Here is a 19,445-nt window from a genome sequence, read left to right on the forward strand (position 1 = left end):
ATGGTACTGCACTCGACAGGGTGTGGGAGAGTAGGACACCGCCGGAACATCCTTCACGAAAGGCCCTCGACACCGTCGAGGGCCTTTCGTCGTTTTATCCGTGAATTACTTTTCCTACCGGTCGGCGGTGAGCGCGGTCGTCAATGCGGCTGCCGTGCTCCGCGTCGCGTCCATGAATTCCTCGCGCTCCGCCCGGGTCGTCGCGGCGCGCAACGGCCCCAGCTGCACTTCGTATGCGGCGGCGCCGCTCGCGTCGAAAACCGGCGCCGCGAGATAACTCAGCGGCAAGACTTCCTCCGAATCCAGCTCGGCCCTGGTGAAGGGCCGCGAGGTGAGCGCGGCGAGCTGGCGAAGCGCGCGAGTGCGCAGATGAGGTTGCAGCAGTTCGGATCCCACCGCGCCGAGCAGATCCACGAGCAGATCGACCATCCCCGCGTCGTCGGCGCGGGGCCGGAAGACGGCCACCCCACGCTCGCGGACCAGCGTCAGCAGCGCACCGGCCATCCGCTGATCCGTTTCCGCGGCGGTGCGCAGCCAAATGTTCTGCTCATTCGCGGGACGCCACGGCATCACGCTGGCACCGGCCGGGAACTGCAACGGAATGCGATGTCCCACCGGGATTCCGGGAACGACGCGGTCGACGCCGTGCCGCACGTCGAGCACCGTCAGCCGGTCGGGTTCGATGCGGCTGAACGTGGCGCCGTACCCGGTCCGGGCGGCGAGACCGGCGAGCAGGCCGCCGACGCCGTGCGGGAGGGCGGCGCCGTGCAGACCGGCCAGCGCAGGCCCGATGCCGTAGCCGCGAGCAGGGTCGCGAACCACCCAGCCGGCCGCGTCCAGTTCGCTGAGGATCGCGGTCGCGGTGGCACGGGCGATGCCGAGACGTTCGGCGATGCCCGCGACGCTGATCGGCTCCCCGGAGGTCGCCAGCAACGACACGATTTCGACGACGCGACGCGTCGGTGGCGACGCCGATCGATCCGGCATGTCCGCAACCCCTTGTCCCGCTCGGGTGAGCGACCTACGATGACGAATATTAGATCACATGCTGTCGAATATTCGTCACCAGCGTAGGGAGCGCGAATGATTCTGGATCGGTTCCGAATCGACGATCAGGTCGCCATAGTCACCGGTGCGGGCCGCGGTCTGGGCGCGGCCATCGCGGTCGCGTTCGCGGAGGCGGGGGCGGATGTCGTCATCGCCGCACGGACCGAGAGCCAGCTCGAGGAGGTGGCCGCGCGCGTGGCCGCCACGGGGCGACAGGCTCACGTGGTGCCCGCGGACCTGAGCGACGCCGATGCCACGGCGAGTCTCGCCGCGGCGGCGGTCGAACGCTTCGGACGACTGGACATCGTGGTGAACAATGTGGGCGGGGCGCTGCCGTGCCCGCTGCTGGACACGACGCCGCAGGCGCTGACGGACGCGTTCGAGTTCAACGTCACCAACGCGCACGCCCTGGTCCGGGCGGCGGTACCGCGCATGCTCGAAACCGCCGGTGGCGGTTCGATCCTGAACATCACCTCGACCATGGGTCGGCTGCCGGGGCGTGCGTTCGCGGCGTATGGCACCGCCAAAGCCGCCCTCGCCCACTACACCAAGCTCGCCGCCCTCGACCTGAACCCGCGTATCCGGGTGAACGCCATCGCGCCTGGGTCGATCCTGACCTCCGCACTGGAGATCGTCGCGGGAAACGACGCCATACGCACCGAATTGGAATCGAAGACACCGTTGCATCGCATCGGCGAACCCGAAGACATCGCCGCGGCCGCGCTCTATCTGGTGTCGCCCGCGGGCAAGTACCTCACCGGCAAGATCCTCGAGCCCGACGGCGGCTTGATCATCCCGAACCTCGACCTCCCGATCCCGGATCTGTGACATGACATATCGCGTAGTGCAATGGGGCACCGGCAATGTGGGCAGGCATGCCCTGGCCGGCGTGATCGCCCATCCCGACCTGGAACTGACCGGCGTGTGGGTGTCCGGTCCCGCCAAGAGCGGCGTCGACGCGGGGACGCTCGCCGGCCTGGAGCACCCCGTCGGGGTCACCGCCACGACCGACGCGGACGCGTTGCTCGCGTCGCGGCCGGACTGCGTCGTCTACTGCTCCATGACGGACAATCGGCTGTTCGAAGCCGTGCAGGACCTCCAGCGCATCCTGGCCGCCGGAATCAATGTCGTCGCCTGCGCACCGGTGTTCTTCCAATACCCCTACGGAGTGCTGCCCGACGAGCTGTTGAAACCGGTGCAGGAGGCGGCCGCGCAGGGCAATTCGTCGCTGTGGGTGAACGGTATCGACCCGGGTTTCGCCAACGACCTGCTGCCGCTCGCGCTCGCGGGGACCTGCCTGCGCGTCGACCAGGTGCGCTGCCTGGAGATCGTGGACTACGCCAGCTACGACAACCGGGCGGTCATGTTCGACATCATGGGCTTCGGCAAGCCCGTCGACGAGATCCCCATGCTGTTGCAGCCCGGGGTGCTGTCGCTCGCCTGGGGCGGCACGGTCCGTCAGCTCGCCGCCGGGATAGGCGTCACCCTCGATGCCGTCACCCAGTCCTACGAGCGCATCCCGGCGCCGGAGTCGTTCGACATCGCGACCGGGCACATCGCCGAGGGAACCGCGGCGGCATTGCGTTTCGAAGTCCGGGGCATGGTCGGCGACGTGCCGGTCACGGTGCTCGAGCACGTGACCCGGCTGCGCCCCGACCTGTGCCCGGACTGGCCACAGCCGGCGCACCCCGAGGGCTCGTATCGGGTCGAGATCACGGGCGAGCCCGACTACGCGCTGGACCTGGTGACCTCGAGCCGCAACGGGGATCACAACTACGCGACCGTCCTGGCGACGGGCTTGCGCATAGTCAACGCCGTTCCCGCCGTTGTCGCCGCTCCCGCAGGCATTCTCACCGCGCTCGACCTGCCATTGATCACGGCTCCCGCGCACCGCCCTGGCCGGTGACCGACCGCGCGGCCCCGAGGAACACGGGGTATCCGGCTTACCCTGATCACCGACCGGTGACGAGGTCCCCGCGTTGAGCAATCGGCAGCGGCCCTTCGAGTTTTCGGCTCCGGCACGGCTCCTTGTCCGGCCGTGTGGCCACGCGGCTGTGGCCCAAGCTCCGGTCCTGGTCGCCAGACCGGTGACGTGCGGGGCTCTGTCTCGCGGGGTGCGGCGCGGAGAGCGCCTGCTCGAGGTATTCGGCGGGCTCGACGCTCCCGCGTGGTCGAAGACCTGCGGGGCGGTCGCGCGGCTACACGGCATACCGCACTGAATTACGCCCGCTTGGTCTTCGACTCGGCGGTGCGCTGCCGCCGCACTCCGGCCCTGGTCTCGGACCGGTGGCGCGGTCGCGTCCCGCTAAAGCTTGCCGCGCTGGAAGCTCGCCGATCTTCGACCGGCCGGGCGGTACGCGGCTGCCGCGGGGACTAACCGGCGCGCAGTGCGGACAGCGCCCGCTCGACGTCGTCGGCGCTGTTGTAGAGGTGGAAGGCGAACCGCAACCCGCCGCCACGCGCGGAGGCGATCACCTCGGCTTCGGCGAGCCGGGGCGCCAGGTCTCCCGCGCCGGGCACGGAGACGATCGGCGAGCGCGCGTCGACGGGCTCGAAGCCCAGGTCGCGCAGGCCGTCGCGGAAGCGGTCGGCGAGTTCGAGGTCGTGCGCGCCGATCTTCTCGACGGTGAGTTCCTCGATCAGCGACAGTCCGGCCAGCGCCGCCACGACGCCGAGCCAGTCCGGTGTCGTGTCGAACCGCCGTGCCGTCGCGGGCAGTGCGACCGGGCGGTAGAGCTCGGCCCAGCGGTCCTCCGCGGCGTACCAGCTCGAGCCCACCGGACGCAGCTGCGGGACGAGGTCGGGCGGTGTGGCGAGGAACGCGACGCTGCGTGCGCCGATCAACCATTTGAAGGTGGCGCACACCCAGTAGTCCGCGTCGGTGAAGCGCAGTGGCAGCCATCCCGCGGCCTGGGTGGCGTCCACCAGCAGGCGCGCGCCGTTGGCCCGGGTCACCGCGCGCAGTTCGGCCAGATCGGTGACGCGGCCGTCCGCGGACTGGACCACACTCATGGCCACCAGTGCGGTCTCCGGCCGCACCTGCGCGGCCAGCTCCCGCAAGGGCACGAAGCGCACGACGAGGTCGTCCCGGTACACGAAAGGCATGGACACGGAGGAGAATTCGCCTTCCGGCAGCAGCACCTCCGCGCCGGGCGGCAGTGCCGTGGCCACGGGGGCGATGAGTCCCGCGACACCACTGCCGAGCGCGATGTCGTCGGCGGTCGCGCCGTCGAGCAGCCGGGCGAACCCGGCGCGCAGGCCGGGTGCCAGTCGATCAACCTCGGTTGTCGGCGCACCGCGGCCGGACGCCCAGCTCGCACTCGCGTCGCGCACCGCGGCCAGTGCCCTGGCGGACGGCAGACCGAAGGACGCGGTGTTCAGATAGGTGGTTTCGGGAGTGAACTCGTCAGGCGCAAGGGAGGGCATGCTCGCAGCATCCGCCGGACCGTGCCGTGCCGTCCAGCGCCACCGGGCCGATAGTGGACCGATTTGCGCGCCCGGCGGTCACTTCTCCGGTGCCCACATGTTGGACAGCAGTTGGAAGCTGGGCGTGTCGGCCAGCGACTGCATGGATTCATAGATGCGGCGGTAGCCGGTGGAGGCGATGCGCCATTTGCCATCGGCGTCGCGGCGGTAGGTGTCGGTGTAGTAACCGGCTCCGCGGATCAGGACCCCGTACTCGGTGGCGATGACGGTGTCCTCGAAGGCCCAGGATCCTGTGGCCGTCGCGCCGTCGACGCTGATCTCCGGGTGGTTGGCGATGTGCACGGAGACGATCGAGGGGCCGAGATTCTCCCGCATGAACGCCGTGATGGCGTCGCGGCCGTCCAGGTGCAGCGGCTCGCCCATGGCGTGCGTACCGTAGCGGCCTTCCGCGTCGACGGCGAGGGTATCGGCGAAATCGTCCCAGTCTTTGAGGTCGAGGCTGCGGAAGTAGCGGTACTTCAGCTGGCGGACGGCTTCGATGGCGTCGAGATCCATCTGTCGAGCCTGGCACGCGCGGCCGCCGCAGACAAGAACGTGTTCTATTTTGCTGGCGATCGGCGTAGAACAGCGGATGATCGCGTCCTCCGGAAGGCGATGCAGGGCGCGGCCGACGGTCACGTGCGGGGTGTCGAACCAGTTCGACCGGGTACCCGTAGGGAAGGAGTTGTCGTAGGGCTACGACAGCGCCTCAGATACCGATCTCGTCACGACCAGGGGAATCTTGCGATGACCGACCGTCCTGCCGCTCCCGACACGAGCCAGCAGACCCCGCTCGACCAGGAACTCGCCTTGAAAGCGGCCGCGCAGCGCTTGGAGGACGAATTCGACGGCGTCGCCGGCGAAGCCGCGATCGAGGATCATCTGCGCTCGTCCTACGATCATGTCGCCGACCACGCCACCGTCGTGAACTACCTGCCGCTGCTGGCCGAGCGGTACACCCGCGAGTGGCTGTTCGCCCTAGCGGATTCCGCGCACGGGGCGCCCTAGTGGCCTCTAAGCTCTACGCGAGTACGTGTGGAGGTTGGCAATGACGGTCGAGGTGATGACCGATCCCGAGCCGGGGGAGTTATGGACCGGATCTGGACAGGCAGCACGGCCGGCTCAGCCCCCGGTATCCATGATCGAGCGGATGACGCTGATACTGGAGGCCTTCGACGGCGTCACGCCGACGCTCACGCTCGTCGAACTGGCCGAGCGCACCGGGTTGCCGCGTTCCACCGTGCACCGCATTCTCGACCAGTTGATCCGGCTGCGCTGGCTGGCGCACGCCCCCGGCGGCTACCGGCTCGGTCTGCGCACGCTGGAGCTGGGCGGACTTGCCGCCGAGCACAACGAGATCCGTGACGCGGTGAGTCCGCTGCTGCACGATCTGTGTCAGCAGACCGGAATGATCGGGCACCTCGGTGTGCTGGACGGGCGCGACGTGTTGTATCTGGACAAGGTCGGCGGCCGGTTCGCCGCGAGCGTGCCCACCCGGCTCGGCGGCCGGATGCCCGCGCACAGTACGGCTTTGGGCAAGGCGCTGCTGGCCACGTTGGACCCGAGCATCGTGGAAGCATCCTTCCGGGACCACCTGCCGCAACTGACCTCACGCACGCTCACCGACAGGACCGAACTGCATCGGGAACTCGGCCGCATCCGCAATCGCCGGGGAGTCGCCGTCGACAACGAGGAGTGCGTACCCGGTCTGGCATGCGTGGCCGTGCCGATTCGCGGGCGCGGCGCCGCGGTGGCCGCGGTGTCGCTGTCGGGCCGCACCGGTTCCGAGACGGTGGTGCCGGACACCGCTCGGCTGGCCCGCGCGCTGGCCGAAGTGGCCCAGGAGGCGGGACGAAACCTCTTCCCTCGGCACGCGCGCAGGCGCTGACCTCAGCGTAAGCGCGGTTGTCCCGCCCGAGCCGCGCCGGATCATTTCCGGCCAGCCGGTGCCATCGCCGGGTGGAGAGGCCGAAATTAGCGGTGTGCTTGCTGAATTGCGTGTCTTTCACAATGAAGAATTTTCGTTCGCGCTGCGCCGGGTCGGTGGGACTGCTTTCCTGGTGAGGTCAGGATGGACAGTCCGCGAGCAGGCGAGCCGGAGTCGGGGAAGCGATGCACCGGGTACCGATCCAAGAGCGGCCATTCCGTTCCGAGTGGCTATGGTTCGCCGCGGGCGTGCTGGCCACCGTCGCGGTGGGCGTCTGGCTGGTGCGGCCGTCGGCGCCCACCTGTGTCGCGGCGAGTCCCCTGCACGAGGCGTCCTCGCCGTCCCGATATCCGGTGACCGCCATGACATTCGCGCCGATCGGGCCGGAGACGTCCGCCGAAGCGCGCTATTTCGTGCTCGGCAAGCAGGTGTCGTGCTCCTTTCACGAGCTGCCGCCGGACGGCTTCTATGCCGGGCTGTCCACCCCCGACTTCGCGCGCGCCGATCTGTGCGGGGCGTATCTGGACATCGCCGGTCCGCGCGGGTCGGTCCGGGCACTGGTGGTCGACCACTGCCCGGCATGCGGTCCGGGGCAGCTGGATCTGAGTGCGGCGGCGTTCGAGCGGATCGCCGATGCCGACGATGGAGTGGCGCGGGTCGGCTATCGCCTGGTCCGCGACCCGCAACCGGTGGAGGAGCTGACCTACGAGGTGAAACAGGATTCGTCCGCGTCCTGGTTCGGCCTCCTGTTCGGCGGCACCGGAAATCCATTGCGTGAGGTTGCTGTTCGACCCGCCGCGGGCGGTCCGTGGCGACCGCTCACCCGGCGGGCGGACAACTATTGGACCCTCTCCGGCGCCGGGCCGGGTCCGTTCACCGCGCGCCTGACCGATGTCTACGGCAACGAGGCCGAGATCACCGATGTCACGGTGGAGCCGGGGCGGTACGCGGCGCGGACCCGGCTCTACTCCGGCGCTCCGTCGTTCAGGTCCGCGCCGGTCCTGGCCACCTCGGCCGGGACCGGCGCGGTCGCCTCCCGCTGCGAGCGGTAGCGGTCAGGGGAGTTCCGCCGCCAGCGCACGTCCGGCTGCCCGGCCCGAGAAGATGCATCCGCCGAGGAAGGTGCCTTCCAGCGCGTTGTATCCGTGCACGCCGCCACCGCCGAACCCGGCGACCTCACCCGCGGCGTACAGACCAGGGAACGCCGTGCCGTCCGGCCGGATCACCTGGGAATTCAGGTCGGTCTGCAAGCCGCCCAGGGTTTTGCGGGTGAGGATGTTGAGCCGCACGGCGATCAGCGGGCCCGCGGCCGGGTCGAGGATCCGGTGCGGTTTGGCGACCCGGCCCGCCTTGTCGCCCAGGTACCGGCGCGCGTTGGCGATCGCCATCAGCTGGCTGTCCTTGCTGTACTTGTTCGTCAGTTCCCGGTCGCGCGCGACGATCTGGCGTTCCAGATCGTCATAGTCCAGCCGGGGGCCGCGAGCGATCTTGTTCATGCCCTCGACCAGTTCACGCAGCGTGTCCGCCACGACGAAATCGACACCGTGCTGTTTGAACGCCTCGACCGGCCCCGGCGCGCCCTTGGCGACGCGGCTTCTCAGCGTGAGCTTGAGGTCCTTGCCGGTGATGTCCGGGTTCTGCTCGGAGCCCGACAGCGCGAACTCCTTCTCGATGATCGACTGGGTGAGCACGAACCACGAATAGTCGTAACCGGTTTTCAGGATCTCCTTCATCGTCGAGTTGGTGTCGAATCCGGGGAAACATGGCGCGGGCAGGCGTTTTCCGTTCGCGTCGAACCACATCGAGGACGGGCCCGGAATGATCCGGATCGCGTGATCGGGCCAGATCGGGTCCCAGTTGACGATGCCTTCGGTGTAGTGCCACATGCGGTCCCGGTTGACGATGGCGCCGCCCGCGGTCTCGGTGATGGCGAGCATCCGGCCGTCGACGTGCGCGGGGACGCCGGAGATCATGGTCTCCGGGCACGGACCCAGTCGCTGGGTGGGCCAGTTGCGCCGGATCAGCTCGTGGTTGTGGCCGATTCCGCCGGAGGCCACGATCACGGCCTTGGCGCGCAACTCGAACTCGCCCACCTCGGTCCGCGACGAGGCACGTCCCCGGTCCAGATCGGTGTCCTCGAGTACCGCGCCGCGCACGCCGACCACCGCGTCGTTCTCCACGATCAATTCGTCCACCCGATGGCGGAAGGCGAATCGGACCAGTCCGCGCCGCTCGCCCTCGAGGACCGGCTCGGCGAAGACCCGGACCACCTCGGGGCCGGTGCCCCAGGTGAGATGGAAGCGCGGCACCGAGTTGCCGTGTCCGTCGGCGCGGTCGCCGCCGCGCTCGGCCCAGCCGACCAGCGGCGTCACCCGCAGGCCGAGTTCGCGCAGGTACTCCCGCTTCTCGGTGGCCGCGAACCGCACATAGGCCCGCGCCCACTGCCTGGCCCACTTGTCCTCGTCGTCGCGGTCGAACCCGGCCGAGCCGAGCCAGTCCTGCAAGGCCAGATCGTAGGAGTCCTTGATGCCGAGGCGCCGCTGCTCCGGGCTGTCGACGAAGAAGAGCCCGCCCAGCGACCAGAACGCCTGACCGCCGAGATTGTTGCGATTCTCCTGGTCGAGCACGTGCACCGTGCGACCGGCCTTCACCAGTTCGTGCGTGGCGACCAGGCCGGCCAGCCCGGCGCCGACGACGAGGACGTCCGCCTCCGGCGTCACCTCGGGACTGCTGTGGGACATGTTCATCCTTCGGTTGCGGTGCTGTAGGCCAGCACGACGTGGTGGAACAGTTCGGTGCGGCGCTCGCGCGCGGCACGGCTGTCCGGCTCCATCAGGACCTGCACGCTGGTCCCGTCGTGGACGGCGATGAGCGCTTGGCCGAACGCCTCCGGGTCCGGCACGGTGCGGCCGCCGCGGGCGAGCGCCGCGACGATGGTGGGCATGAGGGCCGCGACGATGGCTTCCTCGCGGGCGGCCATCACCCGGCGCAGCGCCGGCGTGCGCAGGGCGTGCGCGGTGAATTCGGCGGTGATCCGGTACCAGCCCTCGTCGACCGGCACCGCCCGTTCCAGTCGCCGGACCGCGGCGCGCACGTCATCGGCGCCGTCGGCGGCGATCTCGTCGAGGATGGCGCCCGCCTCGGTGAGCATCGCCGTCGAGCGCTGCTCCCACATGGCCAGGAACAGCTCGTCCAGCGAGCTGAAGTTCGAGTAGAACGCCCCGCGGGTGAATCCGGCGCGCTCGCACACCCGCTCCACGGTGGCGCGCCCGAAGCCTTCCTCGGCGAACGCGTCGTAGGCCGCGGTCAGCAGCCGGTTCCTGGTTTCGGCGCGGCGGCGGGTGACCCGGGCGGGTGCGGCCTGCGCGGCATCGGACGCCATCGGGCACCTCCTCGGTTCGGCCTCGACCAGGGCATCCTCGACCAAACAACGGATACAGAAATGTACTCGATACAGAAACGTATCAGACGTCGGTGGGCGGCGTGGCCGAATCCGCCGAGTAGGGTGATTCCGGCGCACCCGGCCCCGCCGGGATGCCCGGTCCGTGCCGATCCGATCGGAGCGAGGTGATCCGACGATGAGCCAGATCCGCGGCGGAAGGACTTCGATGCGATGCTGGCGGGTGCGCAGGCCGGGCCCGATCGATGGCGGCCCGTTGCACGCGGAGCGAACCCCCGTCCCGGAACCCGGTCCCGGCGAGTTGGTGGTGCGTGTACTGGCCTGCGGTGTGTGCCGGACCGACCTGCACGTGGCCGAAGGCGATCTTCCGGTGCACCGGGCCGGAGTGGTGCCGGGGCACGAGGTCGTCGGCGAGGTCGTCGCGGTCGGGCAGGGCGCCGAGGGGGAGGGTTTCGCGGTGGGGGACCGGGTGGGCATCGCCTGGCTGCGGCACACGTGCGGAGAGTGCAAGTTCTGCCTGCGCGGCGCGGAGAACCTCTGTCCGCATTCGGCATACACCGGCTGGGACGCCGACGGTGGTTACGCCGAATTCGCCTGTGTGCCCGCGGCATACGCATTGCGCTTGCCCGCGGGTTACTCGGATGCCGACACCGCCCCCTTGCTGTGCGCGGGCATTATCGGGTACCGGGCGCTGCTGCGGGCCGCCGTTCCACCGGGCGGGCGGCTGGGAGTCTACGGCTTCGGCGGCAGTGCCCACATCGCCGCCCAGGTGGCCGCCGCGCAAGGAGCGGAAGTGCACGTGATGACCCGGGATCCGGCGGCGCGCGAACTCGCGACCGCGCTCGGCGCCGCGTCGGTGCAGGGCGCCGCGGATCCGCCTCCGGTGCTGCTGGATTCGGCAATCCTGTTCGCGCCGGTCGGTGAGTTGGTGCCGCCCGCGCTCGCGGCGCTCGATCGCGGCGGGATCCTCGCCGTCGCCGGTATTCATCTCAGCGACATTCCCGCGCTGAACTATCAGCGGCATCTGTTCCAGGAGAGGGAGATTCGATCGGTCACCGCCAACACCCGTGCCGACGCTCGCGAATTCCTCGCTTTCGCCGGCGAGCACCGGATACATCTGACCACGCACGGGTACTCCCTGGACACGGCCGATCGGGCGCTGATCGACCTCGCGCACGGACGATTCACGGGCGCAGCGGTTCTCGTACCGTAAAACCTCCGGAGAACACGATTCGGCGCTGACTCGGTATCGGTCGGGTGGAGTTCCTTGACGGCCTCCGGGGCCGTTCTTACCTTCGCGGATATAGCCGAGTAATTGTCACTGACAAGTGTCGCTCGGCTGTCTCACAACGGCGTGAGTAGGTGAGTACGATGGCCAACCGGAAGGTAATTCACTTCGAAAAGTGGCGTGTAGTAGAGGCATTCGCTGTGCTACTGCTCGTCGCGGGGTTCGGGGCTGCGACGGGATTGCACGCATGGGCGACGTCCTGTGCGGCGGTCGACGTGGTCGTCGCCCGCGGCACCCACGAACCCGGATATCTCGGTGCGGTGGTGGGCGACCCGCTCTATGACGCACTGTGGCGAGCACTTCCGGTCGATTCGCAGGCATACCGGGTGGACTACCCCGCAGACCTGCTCGACCCGTCCTCGATCGGCCGCGGCACCCAGGACATGACCGCCCATGTGCTGTGGCAAGCGGCGCGGTGCCCGGATCAGCGGTTCGTCCTGGTCGGCTTCTCGCAGGGAGCCGTCGTGACGCACGGGGTGCTCGGCACCGGCATCGTGACGGCGCTCGGTGGCATCAGCACCCTGCCCGCGGATCTGGAATCCCGCGTGGCCGCGGTCCTGTTGTTCGGTGATCCGATCCGGCTGGTCGGCTGGTCGGTGCCGGAGCAATACGCCTGGCGGACCGGAAACTACTGCGCGGGTGGGGATCCGGTGTGCGAGGGCGGCATCCGTCCGGCCGCGCACACGGACTACCGCTGGGCCATGTGGCCCGCCGTGGAGTTCGCGGTGTACCGGATGTGACGGCGCGGGAACGGGAATCCGCAGGAGTGGGGCCGACCGAGGTCGGCCCCACTCGGCTGTGCGGAGCTACCAGTGCAAGCCCGGGACCACACGAGCGACGCGCGCCGCGGGGGCGGGCAGCGCCATGAGCGGCATGATCACCGGGGCAAGCGCGGACAGCGCGCCGCCGCCGGTCGCGGGCGCGGTGGCGGGCGACGGATCGGCCGGACGGCGCTCCGCGTCGCCCCGCGCGGCGCGGGACTCGCCGAACACGCGGTAGCCCTGGTGCATGATCTGACGCTTCACCGACGGCATCAGCAATTCCACCGCCTGGGCGAAGGTGCCGACCGGCGTGTCGATGCGATGCGGCCGGTCCTCGAGCGCACGCACCACGATCGCGGCGGCCTGCTCCGGATCGGGCACCGGAAGCGAGCGGTACAGGTCGGTCGGCGCGATCATCGGGGTCCGCACCAGCGGCATCCGCACCGAGGTGAATGTGATCCCGGCATCCCGGTTCTCCACCGCCGCGATCTCGCTGAAGTTGTCCAGCGCCGACTTGCTCGCCACATAGGCGGCGAATCGGGGCACCTTGGTCTGCACCGCGATCGAGGAGATGTTCACCACGTGCCCGAAGCGGCGCGCCCGCATCGACGGCAGCAGTCCGAGGATCAGCCGCACGGCGCCGAAGTAGTTCACCGCCATGGTGCGCTCGAAATCGTGCATCCGGTCGGTGGAGTTGAGCACCGAGCGACGGATCGAGCGGCCCGCGTTGTTCACCAGGTAGTCGACGTGGCCGTGGTCGTCGAGCACGCACTGCACGAGCTTCTCGACCGCTTCGGAGTCGGTGATGTCGCACGGATAGGTATGCGCGACACCGCCTTCGGCGCGCACGGCGTCGGCGGCGGCCGCCAGGTCGTCGTGCCCGCGGGCGACCATCAGGACCGTGGCGCCGCGCCGGGCGACGGCGTGCGCGGTGGCCAGCCCGATACCGGAGGACGCGCCGGTGATCAGCACGACCCGTCCGGCGAGCGGGTCGCCGGTGATGGACACGCGTCCGCGCTGCGGGTCGAGGTGGTCGCGCCAGTACTGCCACAGCCGCTCGGCGTAGCTGTCGAACGACGGCACCGTCAGGCCGCAACCGCGCAGCTGGGCGCGGGTGGAGTCACTGATGAACTCCGCGGAGAACGAGGTGTGTGGAGCGACTTCGACCGGGATGCCCACCTGCTCGAGCAGGAAATCGCGCACGGCGGTGAGGCCGGGGATCTGCGCGAGCCCGCTGAGCGCCAATGCGCTGCCCGGCACCGTGCCGGCACCGGTCGGGGCGCCCGCCGCGGCAGCGAGCGCGCGGTACACCTCGCCGAACGGCTGCGGCTCCGGGTTGACCAGGTGGAAGGTGCGTCCGTCCAAGCCGGGGCGGCGGATCAGCTCCGCCATGGCGGCCGAGACATAGTCCACCGGAACGATATTCGTGGCGCCGAGGTCGGGGAGCGGCAACGGCAGCTCGGACGGCAGCGCGGCCAGCCGCGCGATCGCGCCGAAGAAGTAGTAGGGGCCGTCGATCTTGTCCATCTCGCCGGTGCGGGAATCGCCCACGATGATCGCGGGGCGATAGACCCGCCAGCGCACGCCGCGCGACTCGCGGACGAGCTTCTCGGCGGCGAACTTGGTGCGGTGATACGGCGAGGTCAGCCGCTGCCCGAGGTCGAAGTCCTCCTCGAAGAACTTGCCTTTGTGGTCGCCTGCCACGGCCACCGAGGAGACGTGGTGCAGCACCGCGCCCAGCTCGCGGGCCAAGGCCAGCACCGAGCGTGTGCCGGTGACGTTCGCCGCGTGCGCGGTGTCCTCGTCGGCGGTCATGTCGTAGACGGCGCCAAGATGCACCACGTGGTCGGCCCGCGGCGCCTCGCACGCCAATCCCAGGCCCTCGGCGGTGAGATCGCCGATGAGCGCGAAGACCCGCTCGGCACCGCGCCAGCCCGCCGCGATGTCGGTGAATTTCGCCAGCGACGTCTCACGCACCAGCACGTGGACGATCGCGTCTGCGTCGCGATCCAGCAGGTCCTGCACGACCCGCCTGCCCAAGAACCCGGTTCCGCCCGTCACGATGTAAGTGGCCATCGCACTCTCCTGCTGCTTACTCGAACCATGTTGTCGCACAAGTCATCCGGCATGCGGCAATGGATGCGGACAGCGTTGATTCGGCCCCCAGCGACAGACGTCGGGCCGAAAGTAGGAACACCTTCGTCCTGACTTATTACTGAAGAGTAGTGGAGCGCGCGCCGCCCCGGCAAGCGATCATGGGCCGTGTGGCCTGTGGGGCTGATCACCGTACGCGCAGGTCAAACGGTATGTGTTACAGAGATTTCCAGTTACCCGCGTTCTGGTCGAGTGTCCAGCAACTTTATGGCGTCCCGCCGCGGCTACTTCTTCTCGACCCGTGCGGACGGCGCTTGCAACGGGGGCTTGTCACGCAGGAACGTCTCGAAGGCGTCCAGGTCGGTCGGGCCCACCGCGGTGTCGGTGCCCTCGGTGAAGACGGTGAATCCGTCGCCTCCCGAAGCGAGGAAGTTGTTGGTCGTTACGCGATAGGCGGCGACCGGGTCGATCGGCTGCCCCCCGATACGGACGCTGCCTGCGATCACCTTCGCGCCTGTGGGAGCGGTATCGGAGTAGGCGTAGCCGAGGCCCGCGAGGGACAGGATCGTCGGTTTGCCGGGGTTGTTCCATTGCTGTTCCAGCAGGCGCAGGATCTGGCTGCCGGTGAGCGTGAGCGTGACGACCTGGTTGCCGAACGGCTGGACGGTGAAGAGGTCGCCGTAGGTGATCGGTCCCTGTTTCAGATCGGCGCGTACGCCGCCGGGGTTCATGAAGGCGGCCACGGCGGCGGCCGGGCCCGCGGTGACCGACAGCATGGAATCGGCGATCACGTCGCCCAGCGGTGAGGTGCCCGCCGGGTTCGGGTCGTGCGGGAGGGTGGCCGCGGTCGCGCCGACCACGCGGCCCGCGCGTGGCCGGGACTGCTCGGTGTAGAAATCGATCAGCGCGGTCGTCGGGGCGTCGGGTGTCACCTCGCGGGTCACCACTCGGTTGACCGCCGACGCTTGCACGCCGTCGGGGCCGAAACGCAGCGTGACGTCGGTGATCAGCCGTCCGTAGGACGATGCCTGGGTGATGACCCTGCCCCCGGCGGTGCACACGTAGGGCTGGTGGCTGTGCGCGGTGAACACCGCCCGGACCGCGGGGTCGATCCGCTCGGCCAGCCCGGTCACGTTCGGGGTGACGTTCGCGCAGCCGTTGTAGTCCAGTGCTGCGTCCGGTTCGGGCCGCTGCGAGCCGCCGTCGTGCACCAGCGCCACGATCGCCTCCGCGCCCGCCGCTCTGATCTCCGGCACGTAGCGGTTGATCGCGGCGGCCTGGTCGCCGAACAGATAGCCCCGGATGCCCTCGGGCAGAACGATATTCGCGGTGTCGGGTGTGACGGTGCCGACGACGCCGATCCGGTGCCCGCCCACCTCCAGCAGGGTCCACGGGCGCAGTGCGGGCGGCGGGTTGCCCTGCGCGTCGGTGACGTTCGCGGCCAGGTAGGGGAATTTCGCGCCGGTGAACGGAGCGCCGGCAGAACATCCGTCCCACGCGCACCCGCCCTGCTGCAAACGCGTCAATTCCCGTACACCGTCGTCGAATTCGTGATTGCCGACCGCGGAGGCGGCCACTCCCACGTTGCCGAGGAAGTCGATCGTCGGCTCGTCGTGGAACAGGCTGGAGACCAGCGGGCTCGCCCCGATGTTGTCCCCGGCCGCCAGCACGGCGCTGGACGGATAGGCGGCCTTCAGTCGTGCCAGATGGGTTGCGAGATAGGCGGCTCCGCCTGCGTCGTATCTGCCGACCTTCCCGTTGGACCCGCTCGGCGGCTGGAGGTTTCCGTGCAGATCGTTGAAGCCGAACAGGTGCACCTCGTCCGGCTGGGCGGGACGCAGGTCGTTCGTCGAGATCAAGGGCACGATCTGTGCCGCCGTCGACGAACCGGGCCCCGCGCCGGGGTCGGACGTCGTGCCACAACCCCCCACCAGACCGACGCCGAGAAGACCGGCTAGAACCACGGCGATGCGACGGCGCGCTCTCATACCACGACTGTCCCACGTCCCCGGCATTCGCGCAGCACTGCCGAAATACCGCGCGCCGCAGCGCGATGCGTTCGGTGGGTCCGGCTACTGAGCGGCCGGGAATTCCTCGGCGAGTTCCTCGAAGACCGCGGTGTTCATCGCGAAGGCGCGCTTGCCCTCGTCGAGTACGCGGCGGCGCTCCAGATCATCGAGCGGCAGGCGATCGAGCAGGCCGCGGTATTCCCGCTTGAACGCCGCCGGATTGCGTACGCCGTCGAAGACGTAGAAACGCACGCCGTCGCCGCGATGCGGCAGGTTCCACAGCTTTTCGGCGGTGCCGCGGATGACTTGTCCGCCGGACAGGTCACCGAGGTAGCGGGTGTAGTGGTGGGCGATGTACCCGGCGGGCCAGTCGCGTGCGCACGCGTCGATGCGGTCGGCGTAGGCCGCGGTGGCGGGCAACGGTTCCAGGCCGGTACGCCAGCCGGAGCCGAGCAGATGCGCGAGATCGCGTTCGAGTTCCGCGGTGCGGGCCAGCTCCGGCCGGATGAAGGGTCCGGCGACCGGGTTGTCGGCCAGCGTCTCCCACCGCTGTTCGAGCGCGCGGTAGATGAACCAGAGCTGACCGGTGTAGCGGTGATACGAGTCGACGCCGAGGGATCCGCCCAGCATGTCGCTCATGAAGCGGGAGTTCTCCGCCTCCGCGTGCTGCTGCGCGGTGGCGGTACGGATCTGCTTCGAGAACGGATCTGTTTCCGGCATGTCCGAACCACCTCACCTCACACCGGGGCCGCCATCACATCGCGCCGCCCTGACCAGTTCGATAAGAGGTTACCGGGCGGGCGTTCGGCGCGCATGCGCCTCGCGGTTCAGTGCGCGGACGCCGAGCGGCGCCGTCGCCGCACGATCGGGCGGCGCAGCGAGCCGAACCGGCGCAGTATCCGGGGCCTGCGCACGGTGCGGTCGCACCACTCGCCGAGGGTGACACCGGCAGCCAGCGCGCAGCCTATGCCGAAGGCCGACAGCAGTTGGTTGCCTCCGATCACCAGTTCGTCGTTGAGCAGGGCGTAGAGCCCGCGGTAGACCTTGAGGCCGGGCAGCAACGGGGTGATGCCGGCGACCGCGACGACCAGCGGGGGAGTCAGCGCCCGGCGGGCCATCAGACCACCGGCCAGCCCAACCAGCGTCGCGGCCGCGCCGGAGGAGATCACGGGACCGAACCCGGCCTGCTGGACGAGCAGGAAGCAGATGATCCCCGCGGCGCCGCTGCCCGCCGCGGCGGCGAGGGCCCGGCGCTCGGCGTAGCAGGCGAGCGCGAACGCCAGGGCCGCCACCGCACCGGCCAGGATCTTCACCGGCAGGTCGGTGATGTCGCGGGCGGAGGTCAGATAGACCGGTGGCACCGTGGCGTCGAGGAGGTCGGCGATGCGCAGGGTGAACGCGATGCCCGCGATGATGCCGCCGGTCATCATCATCACCTCGAGCATGCGGGCCGTGGCGGTGATGGGGGCGCCGGTGATCGCGTCCTGCACCGAGCCGACCAGTTGCAATCCACTGAGCAGCACGGTGATCCCGGCGGCGATGATCAGGGTCGGGTCGGCGTCGATCCGCAAGCGCGCGGCCAGGCTCGCCAGCACGATGGCCGGGAGCGCGGCGATGGCGCCGCCCACCATGTGCTGGAAGAAGAAGGGCAGACCGTAGCGGTTGAGGACGCGATTGGTGCGGTCGATCGCCGCGGTGGTCGCGAAACTGACCGCGGCCACCAGGGCGCCGGCGCCGAGTAGCGCGGCGATCGCCGCCGCCATCAGCGACCACGCGGCGGTGGCGGTCCACCGGTGGTACGGGTGCGGCGCCGAGGTGATCGCGTCGAGCGCGGCGCGGGCCTGGTCCGGCGGGACCAGTTCGTTGCGGATCCGGCGGGTCAGCCGGTCCACCGCGGCGAGCCGGGTGAAGTCCAGGGCGCGATAGTGCACGATCCGCATGGTGCTGGCCGGCGGCAGCGCGGGCCCGCGGTCGGCCCAGATGCGGATGGCGTCGTAGGTGACGTCGATGCTGCAGCGGGACAGGCCGTAGGTGGCGGCGATGAACCGCACCGTCGTGGTGGTGTCCACCACGCCGGTGCCGGAGGCGAGCACCACCTCGCCGACCCGGACCGCGAGGTCGAGGACTTCGGCCACTCTGGCGTCGTCGGTGAGATCGATCGGCTGCAGCGGCGTCGGCGCGGTGACGATGGTGTCCGCGGTCGCCTGCCGGTCGGCCACCAGCAGGCCGACGGCCTGGGTGACGACGGGTATGGGCCGGGCGCGCCGCAGGCGAAGCCCGCGACGCCAGCCGAGGTGATCCACCCGTTCGGTGGTGACGTCGCCTACGGAAGATGCGTCGAGACTCATGGAGGCGAACCTAGTCATCCGACGTCTCGTTGGCATCCGTGCGGGTCGCGGCGGGCGCCTGCGCCGCTCGCCCCTTGGTGGGACCGGCGAATCGTGGTAGAACTTGTTCTAATTTCGGCGATGGGAGCGCGTACGGTGCGGTACGGAATCGTGTTGTTCACCAGCGATCGGGGTATCACCCCCGCGGATGCGGCGGTGGCCGCCGAGCGTGCCGGTTTCGACACGTTCTACGTCCCCGAGCACACGCACATCCCGGTGGTTCGCGCGGCGGCGCACCCGCGCACCGGCGACGCGAGCCTGCCCGACGACCGCTATCTGCGCACCCTGGATCCGTGGGTCGCGCTGGGCACCGCCGCGTCCGTGACCGAGCGCATCGGGTTGTCCACCGCGGTGGCGCTGCCCGCCGAGCATCACCCGATCACGCTGGCCAAGACCATCGCCTCGCTCGACCATCTGTCCGGCGGCCGGGTCAGTCTCGGCGTCGGATTCGGCTGGAACACCGACGAGCTGGCCCACCACGGTGTGCCCGCGGGCAAGCGCAGGACGGTGCTGCGCGAGCATCTCGAGGCCATGCGGGTGCTCTGGACCGAAGAGGAGGCGGGCTTCGACGGCGAGTTCGTCACCTTCGGCGCCAGCTGGTCCTGGCCGAAGCCGGTGCAGAAGCGCATTCCGGTCCTGCTCGGCGCGGCGGGCACCGAGAAGAATTTCACCTGGCTGGCGAACTACGCCGACGGATGGATCACCACGCCGACCGAGGACGGGTTGGATCAGAAAATCGCTCTGCTGAATCGGGTGTGGCGCGAGCACGGGCGCGCCGACCGCCCCGAGGTCGTCGCGCTCGCCGGGCGGCACGACGCCGAGCAGCTGGCGCGCTGGGCCGAAGCGGGTGTCACGGAAGCGGTTTTCGGGCTGCCCGATCGCGCGGCGGAGGACGTGCGCGCCTACCTCGCGCGACTGGCCGGGAAGCTGGGTATCCAGCCCAACGGGTGACGCGCTCGGGGCGCCACCGCGGTCAACCGTGGCGGCGGTCGATCGGCAAGTCCGCGAGCACCGGCCCGGAGGCGAACTGCCCCGGACGAGAAGTGGCCCGCGCGAAGCGGCTTCGC

The 19,445-nt window shown here is 69.6% G+C and carries 17 protein-coding genes; 8 read left to right on the top strand and 9 right to left on the bottom strand.

Features of this window, described 5'->3' with window-relative positions:
• Positions 1-114: 114 nt before the first annotated feature.
• Positions 115-987, bottom strand: coding sequence for a helix-turn-helix domain-containing protein (locus tag ABZ803_RS28115; RefSeq protein ID WP_357043810.1), 873 nt, complete (start codon positions 985-987; stop codon positions 115-117).
• 96 nt (positions 988-1,083) lie between these two features.
• Between ABZ803_RS28115 and ABZ803_RS28120 the strand changes: the two genes are divergently transcribed.
• Together ABZ803_RS28120 and ABZ803_RS28125 are read left to right on the top strand one after the other, a co-directional pair.
• Entirely contained in the window at positions 1,084-1,875 is a 792-nt protein-coding gene (locus ABZ803_RS28120) for an SDR family oxidoreductase (protein WP_357043812.1), read from the top strand.
• A gap of 1 nt (position 1,876) precedes the next feature.
• Positions 1,877-2,953, top strand: a complete 1,077-nt coding sequence (locus ABZ803_RS28125) for a diacylglycerol kinase (protein WP_357043814.1) — start codon at positions 1,877-1,879, stop codon at positions 2,951-2,953.
• 467 nt (positions 2,954-3,420) lie between these two features.
• Here the strand turns inward: ABZ803_RS28125 and ABZ803_RS28130 are convergent, their stop codons facing one another.
• Both ABZ803_RS28130 and ABZ803_RS28135 read right to left on the bottom strand, forming a co-directional pair.
• Positions 3,421-4,473: an aminotransferase class V-fold PLP-dependent enzyme gene (locus ABZ803_RS28130; RefSeq protein WP_357043816.1), complete on the bottom strand. Its 1,053-nt coding sequence runs from the start codon at positions 4,471-4,473 to the stop codon at positions 3,421-3,423.
• A gap of 78 nt (positions 4,474-4,551) precedes the next feature.
• Complete coding sequence (locus tag ABZ803_RS28135) at positions 4,552-5,028, bottom strand: nuclear transport factor 2 family protein (RefSeq protein ID WP_062975566.1); 477 nt, start codon at positions 5,026-5,028, stop codon at positions 4,552-4,554.
• 231 nt (positions 5,029-5,259) lie between these two features.
• Between ABZ803_RS28135 and ABZ803_RS28140 the strand changes: the two genes are divergently transcribed.
• The 3 genes from ABZ803_RS28140 (at position 5,260) to ABZ803_RS28150 (ending at position 7,491) form a co-directional block, all read left to right on the top strand.
• Positions 5,260-5,520 carry a three-helix bundle dimerization domain-containing protein gene (locus tag ABZ803_RS28140; RefSeq protein WP_357043817.1) on the top strand — a complete coding sequence of 87 codons (261 nt, stop codon included), beginning with the start codon at positions 5,260-5,262 and terminating at the stop codon, positions 5,518-5,520.
• A 142-nt stretch (positions 5,521-5,662) separates the two neighbouring features.
• On the top strand, positions 5,663-6,400 hold the full coding sequence (locus tag ABZ803_RS28145; protein ID WP_357043818.1) for an IclR family transcriptional regulator: 738 nt from the start codon (positions 5,663-5,665) through the stop codon (positions 6,398-6,400).
• A 224-nt stretch (positions 6,401-6,624) separates the two neighbouring features.
• Positions 6,625-7,491 carry an expansin EXLX1 family cellulose-binding protein gene (locus tag ABZ803_RS28150; RefSeq protein WP_357043820.1) on the top strand — a complete coding sequence of 289 codons (867 nt, stop codon included), beginning with the start codon at positions 6,625-6,627 and terminating at the stop codon, positions 7,489-7,491.
• A 3-nt stretch (positions 7,492-7,494) separates the two neighbouring features.
• On the opposite strand, the gene ABZ803_RS28155 is transcribed toward ABZ803_RS28150, so the two are convergent.
• Both ABZ803_RS28155 and ABZ803_RS28160 read right to left on the bottom strand, forming a co-directional pair.
• The gene (locus tag ABZ803_RS28155; RefSeq protein ID WP_357043822.1) at positions 7,495-9,186 is read right to left on the bottom strand and encodes an FAD-binding dehydrogenase; all 1,692 of its coding nucleotides are present in this window, start codon (positions 9,184-9,186) and stop codon (positions 7,495-7,497) included.
• Positions 9,183-9,821 carry a TetR/AcrR family transcriptional regulator gene (locus tag ABZ803_RS28160; protein ID WP_040866469.1) on the bottom strand — a complete coding sequence of 213 codons (639 nt, stop codon included), beginning with the start codon at positions 9,819-9,821 and terminating at the stop codon, positions 9,183-9,185. The genes ABZ803_RS28155 and ABZ803_RS28160 overlap by 4 nt, the downstream gene beginning before the upstream one ends.
• 226 nt (positions 9,822-10,047) lie before the next feature.
• On the opposite strand from ABZ803_RS28160, the gene ABZ803_RS28165 reads away from it, so the two are divergent.
• A complete protein-coding gene (locus ABZ803_RS28165; protein WP_357044100.1) occupies positions 10,048-11,052 on the top strand; it encodes a zinc-binding alcohol dehydrogenase family protein in 1,005 nt (334 codons plus the stop codon).
• Between the two features lie 158 nt (positions 11,053-11,210).
• Positions 11,211-11,867, top strand: a complete 657-nt coding sequence (locus tag ABZ803_RS28170) for a cutinase family protein (protein ID WP_357043824.1) — start codon at positions 11,211-11,213, stop codon at positions 11,865-11,867.
• Between the two features lie 66 nt (positions 11,868-11,933).
• Here ABZ803_RS28170 and ABZ803_RS28175 read toward each other — a convergent pair whose 3' ends face one another.
• The 4 genes from ABZ803_RS28175 to ABZ803_RS28190 all read right to left on the bottom strand — a co-directional run bounded on the left by ABZ803_RS28175 (position 11,934) and on the right by ABZ803_RS28190 (position 18,243).
• The gene (locus ABZ803_RS28175; RefSeq protein ID WP_357043826.1) at positions 11,934-13,964 is read right to left on the bottom strand and encodes an SDR family oxidoreductase; all 2,031 of its coding nucleotides are present in this window, start codon (positions 13,962-13,964) and stop codon (positions 11,934-11,936) included.
• Positions 13,965-14,266: 302 nt separating this feature from the next.
• Positions 14,267-15,970: a bifunctional metallophosphatase/5'-nucleotidase gene (locus ABZ803_RS28180; protein ID WP_357043827.1), complete on the bottom strand. Its 1,704-nt coding sequence runs from the start codon at positions 15,968-15,970 to the stop codon at positions 14,267-14,269.
• A gap of 84 nt (positions 15,971-16,054) precedes the next feature.
• A complete protein-coding gene (locus tag ABZ803_RS28185) occupies positions 16,055-16,711 on the bottom strand; it encodes a biliverdin-producing heme oxygenase (protein ID WP_357043829.1) in 657 nt (218 codons plus the stop codon).
• Between the two features lie 107 nt (positions 16,712-16,818).
• Positions 16,819-18,243: a threonine/serine exporter family protein gene (locus tag ABZ803_RS28190; protein ID WP_357044102.1), complete on the bottom strand. Its 1,425-nt coding sequence runs from the start codon at positions 18,241-18,243 to the stop codon at positions 16,819-16,821.
• Positions 18,244-18,474: 231 nt separating this feature from the next.
• On the opposite strand from ABZ803_RS28190, the gene ABZ803_RS28195 reads away from it, so the two are divergent.
• Entirely contained in the window at positions 18,475-19,329 is an 855-nt protein-coding gene (locus ABZ803_RS28195; protein WP_357044104.1) for an LLM class F420-dependent oxidoreductase, read from the top strand.
• Positions 19,330-19,445 lie beyond the last annotated feature (116 nt).

The sequence above is a fragment of the Nocardia sp. NPDC047648 genome (assembly GCF_040642815.1).
Classification (GTDB): Bacteria; Actinomycetota; Actinomycetes; order Mycobacteriales; family Mycobacteriaceae; genus Nocardia; species Nocardia gamkensis.